This window comes from Sphaerisporangium sp. NPDC088356, assembly GCF_040685555.1.
Taxonomy (GTDB): domain Bacteria; phylum Actinomycetota; class Actinomycetes; order Streptosporangiales; family Streptosporangiaceae; genus Sphaerisporangium.
The window spans coordinates 1-4,008 of the sequence record NZ_JBFBIK010000225.1; the positions used below are offsets into that span (position 1 = coordinate 1).

General features: G+C 71.6%; 6 protein-coding genes. 5 read left to right on the plus strand and 1 reads right to left on the minus strand.

The window, feature by feature from the left end; genetic code table 11:
- The first annotated feature begins 87 nt into the window (after positions 1-87).
- Positions 88-954, plus strand: coding sequence for a PLP-dependent aminotransferase family protein (locus AB0O34_RS36225; protein ID WP_363923430.1), 867 nt, complete (start codon positions 88-90; stop codon positions 952-954).
- Between the two features lie 6 nt (positions 955-960).
- Here the strand turns inward: AB0O34_RS36225 and AB0O34_RS36230 are convergent, their stop codons facing one another.
- Complete coding sequence (locus AB0O34_RS36230; RefSeq protein WP_363923432.1) at positions 961-1,164, minus strand: hypothetical protein; 204 nt, start codon at positions 1,162-1,164, stop codon at positions 961-963.
- A gap of 74 nt (positions 1,165-1,238) precedes the next feature.
- Between AB0O34_RS36230 and AB0O34_RS36235 the strand changes: the two genes are divergently transcribed.
- The 4 genes from AB0O34_RS36235 to AB0O34_RS36250 form a co-directional block, all read left to right on the plus strand.
- Positions 1,239-2,006: a hypothetical protein gene (locus AB0O34_RS36235; protein ID WP_363923434.1), complete on the plus strand. Its 768-nt coding sequence runs from the start codon at positions 1,239-1,241 to the stop codon at positions 2,004-2,006.
- The gene (locus AB0O34_RS36240) at positions 2,003-2,215 is read left to right on the plus strand and encodes a hypothetical protein (protein ID WP_363923436.1); all 213 of its coding nucleotides are present in this window, start codon (positions 2,003-2,005) and stop codon (positions 2,213-2,215) included. Before AB0O34_RS36235 ends, AB0O34_RS36240 begins: the two co-directional genes overlap by 4 nt.
- Before the next feature lie 101 nt (positions 2,216-2,316).
- A complete protein-coding gene (locus AB0O34_RS36245; RefSeq protein WP_363923438.1) occupies positions 2,317-3,033 on the plus strand; it encodes a VIT1/CCC1 transporter family protein in 717 nt (238 codons plus the stop codon).
- A gap of 108 nt (positions 3,034-3,141) precedes the next feature.
- A partial coding sequence (locus AB0O34_RS36250; RefSeq protein ID WP_363923439.1) for a hypothetical protein occupies positions 3,142-4,008 on the plus strand: 867 nt, incomplete at its 3' end.

A 4,008-nucleotide genomic window follows, 5' to 3' on the forward strand; every position in this document is an offset into this window, starting at 1 on the left:
ATTATATACATTATCATCGTCAATACTTTTTTTTTTTGTGTTTTTTTGTTTTTATTTGTTTTGCTCTCGAGATCGTCGGTGGTGTACGTGGTCGTGCCGCCCCCCCGCGACGGCCTGGCGGGAGGCCGGCTCGGCGTCGAGCCTCTCACCTACCCGGTGGTCAAGGCGATCGCGGGCAGGCTCGGCGTCACCCTTGTCCCCCTGGCCACCGACGAGGCGGGGCTACGGCCCGGCTCGCTCGCCGCCGCGCACCGGCACACCCCGCTCGCGGCGGTCTACCTGCAACCGACGCTGCACAACCCGCTCGCCGTCACCATGCCCCTGTGGCGGCGGTACGAGCTGGCCGCCACGCTGCGCGACCTCGGCCTGTACGCGATCGAGGACACCATCTGGGCCTTCCTTCACGAAGGGGACGAACCCCCGCTGGCGGCGCTGGCACCCGAGCACACGATCCTCCTTGACAGCCTGTCGAAGCGGCTGGCCCCCGGCCTGACCCTCGGTTTCGCGGTGACGCCGCCGTCGCGTACCGCGCCGGTCGCCGCCGCCCTGCGATCGGGGGCCTGGACGGCGGCGGGCTTCGCGCTCGACGCCGCGACCCGCTGGATGGCCGACGGCACGGTGACCGCCATAGAGCGGGCGAAACGTCTGGACGCCGCGGCCCGCCAGGAGGTCGCCGGCCGCCATCTCGCCGGTTTCACCGTGCTCGCCGACCCGCACTCCTATTACTGCTGGTGGGAGCTGCCCGAGCCATGGCGTGCCGAGACCTTCGTGGCCGCCGCCGCGCGTCAGGGCATCGCGGTCACCCCCGCCGCCTCGTTCGCCGTCGGGACGCGGAGCACGCCGGCGGCGGTGCGCGTCGGGCTCGCCTCCCCGCCGGTGGAGATCCTCTCCCGGGCGCTGGAGACGCTGGCGCGGCTCGCGCGCGGCACCCCCGAGGACGCCGCCGCCGACTGACCCGGCTCAGCCCTGCCCCGAGTCGCCGGCCCACCTGCGCGAGCTGTCGCGGGCCGAGCCGCGCCGCCGCCGCGTCCACCAGCCGGAGGCCGGCAGCCCTCGGAGGGCGCCCTGGCCCTGCTGGGCGACCTCACCGCCGAGATCGCCGCGAGCCGCGTCACCGGGCCGGGCCGTACGGCCGGGCAGGCCACCGAATAGAGCCTTTGACACACCCGATTTGCCCGATTACCTTGACGGGGAGAAACACTTGCTATAAAAAACATCTGCTACATGCCGGGAGTCCAGTGCCGGGCGCGACCTGGGGCCTGATGGCCTCCACCTTCACGGCCTCGTTCGTGGAGTTCGTCGAGGCGCTCACCATCGTCTTGGCCATGGGCGTCACCCGTGGCTGGCGTTCCGCGCTGGCGGGCACCGCCACCGCGCTCGTGGCCCTCGCCGCCTTCACCGCCGCCGCCGGATACGCCCTGAGCACATGGCTCCCTCCGGCCCTTCTGCGACTCGTCGTCGGTACCCTGCTCCTCATCTTCGGCCTCCAGTGGCTGCGCAAGGCCGTACTGCGCTCCTCGGGCCTGAAGGCCAGGCACGACGAGGCCGAGGAGTTCGCCGAGCAGACCGCCGCGGCACGCGATGCCGTCGCGGACAGCCGCTTCGGCCTCGACGCCTTCGCCTTCGTGGTGTCACTCAAAGGGGTCTTCCTCGAAGGCGTCGAGGTGGTGTTCATCGTGATCACCTTCGGCACCGGCGCCGCGAACATGAGGGCTGCTGTGGGCGGCGCGGCGGTCGCCGGGGTCCTGGTGCTGGTCGCCGGTGTCGTCCTCCACCGGCCGCTGGCGATGATCCCCGAGAACGCCCTGAAGTACGGCGTCGGGCTGCTGCTCGCCGGCTTCGGCACGTTCTGGGCGGTCGAGGGGCTCGGGGTGTTCACCGGGGGCGAGAGCATCTCCTGGCCCGGCGGCGAGTGGGCCATCCCCGTCCTGGTCGCCTGCTGGCTGCTGGTCTCGCGCGGGCTCGTCCTGACGCTCCCCCGTCTCAAGCCGGAGACCGCCCGATGAAATTCCTCGGGGGATTGGCACGATTCTGGTATGACTTCATCGTCGGCGACGACTGGAAGATCGCGGTGGCGGTGGTCTCCGCCCTGGCGGTGGTGCTGACCGCGCTGCTGCTGGCGGGGCTCAGCGGCACGGCCGCCGCCGTACTCGGCGGGGTGCTGCTGGCCGGCTTCTTCGTCATCAGCGTCGTCGTCGATGTGAGGCGGTCATGACCTGGCCCCGGCCAAGGGCACACGGCCGTCACAGTGAGAACCGGCGCGGACGTCGCCGGGTCCCCGCCGGCATGGCGGGCCCGGCCTGAAAGGAATCCCCGATGACCTCCGTTTCCCTGCACGCCGCCGAGGTGCATCACGACCACAGGGACGTGACCGGCGGCTGGCTGCGGCCGGCGGTGTTCGGCGTCATGGACGGGCTGGTGTCCAACGCCTCGCTCATCGCCGGCGTGGTGGGCAGTGGCGCGAGCACCTCGGCCGTCGCGATCGCCGGGCTGGCCGGGCTCGCCGCCGGGGCCTTCTCCATGGCCACCGGCGAGTACACCTCCGTGCGCTCGCAGACCGAGATGACCCTGGCCGAAATCGCGGTCGAGCGCCGGGAGATCGCGAGGAACCCCGAGGCCGAGGAGCGGGAGCTGGCGCTGCTGTACGAGTCGCGCGGCCTCACTCCCGAGCTGGCCCGCGAGGTCGCCCGCCAGCTGCACGCCCATGACGAGGTCGCCTGGCGGGTCCACGCCCGCGAGGAGCTCGGCGTCGACCCCGACGACCTGCCCTCGCCGTGGGTGGCGGCCGGGTCGTCGTTCCTGGCCTTCGCGCTGGGCGCGCTCATCCCGCTGCTGCCGTTCCTGCTCGGCTTCGGCTCGGTGATCGCGGCTGCGGCGCTCACGGCGGCCGGGCTGTTCGGCACCGGAGCCCTCGTCGCACGGCTCACCCGCCGGTCCTCGGTGTTCGGCGGCGCCAGGCAGCTGCTGCTCGGCGCGGCGGCCGCCGCCGTCACGTACGGGATCGGCCACCTCGTCGGCGCGGTGATCTCCTGAGCCCTCGCCGATAGGGGCAGGGGGGTCAGGTTAGGGGGGTCATCTGGCCTCCGACCAGCCGGTCTTTCGGCATGACGGCTCATTGTTGTCTATTGTTTCGACGTGCCGATGAACGAGAACGACTTCCAGGTCGCCATGCCGCCGCTCCAGCCGGACCGCTCGGTGCTGGTCGTGGCACCACCGGAAGACGCGCCGGGCTACTGGGCGGGCGCGCCGAGCTCCGTGCTCAGCGATGGTGTGATCTACCTCGCCTACCGCCTTCGCCGGCCGATCGGCGAGGGGCGCGGCTACGCCATCGTCGTCGCGCGGTCCCTCGACGGCGAGCGCTTCGAGACGATCTACACGCTCGGCCGTGAGGAGGTCGACACCGAGTCCCTGGAGCGGCCCGCCCTCGTGCGCACCCCCGAGGGCAAGTGGCGCCTGTACATCAGCTGCGCCACCTACAACACCAAGCACTGGCGGGTCGAGGTGCTCGAGGCCGACGACCCGTCACGGTTCGACGCCGCCCTGCGCAAGGTCGTGTTGCCCGGCGACCCCAAGACCGGCGTGAAGGACCCCGTGATCGTGTACCACGACGGCGTCTGGCACCTGTGGGCCTCCTGCCATCCGCTGGGGGACGCCGGCGAGGAGGACCAGATGGTCACCGACTACGCCACCAGCGCCGACGGCCTGGAGTGGATCTGGCACGGCACCGCCCTGAGCGGGCGGGCCGGCTGCTGGGACTCGCGCGGCGCCCGGGTGACCGCGGTGGTACGCACCGGCGGCACGGTCCTCGCCACCTACGACGGGCGGGCCAGCGCCGCGGAGAACTACGAGGAGCGCACGGGGCTCGCCGCCGGGGCCGACTACTCGACCCTGACCCCCGTCGGCACCGAGCCGGTCGCGCGGTCACCGTACGGCGGGCTGCGCTACATCGACATCCTATCTCTTCCACAGGGACGCGACGAGAGAGTACGTCGCCGCCTTAAAGGCCGG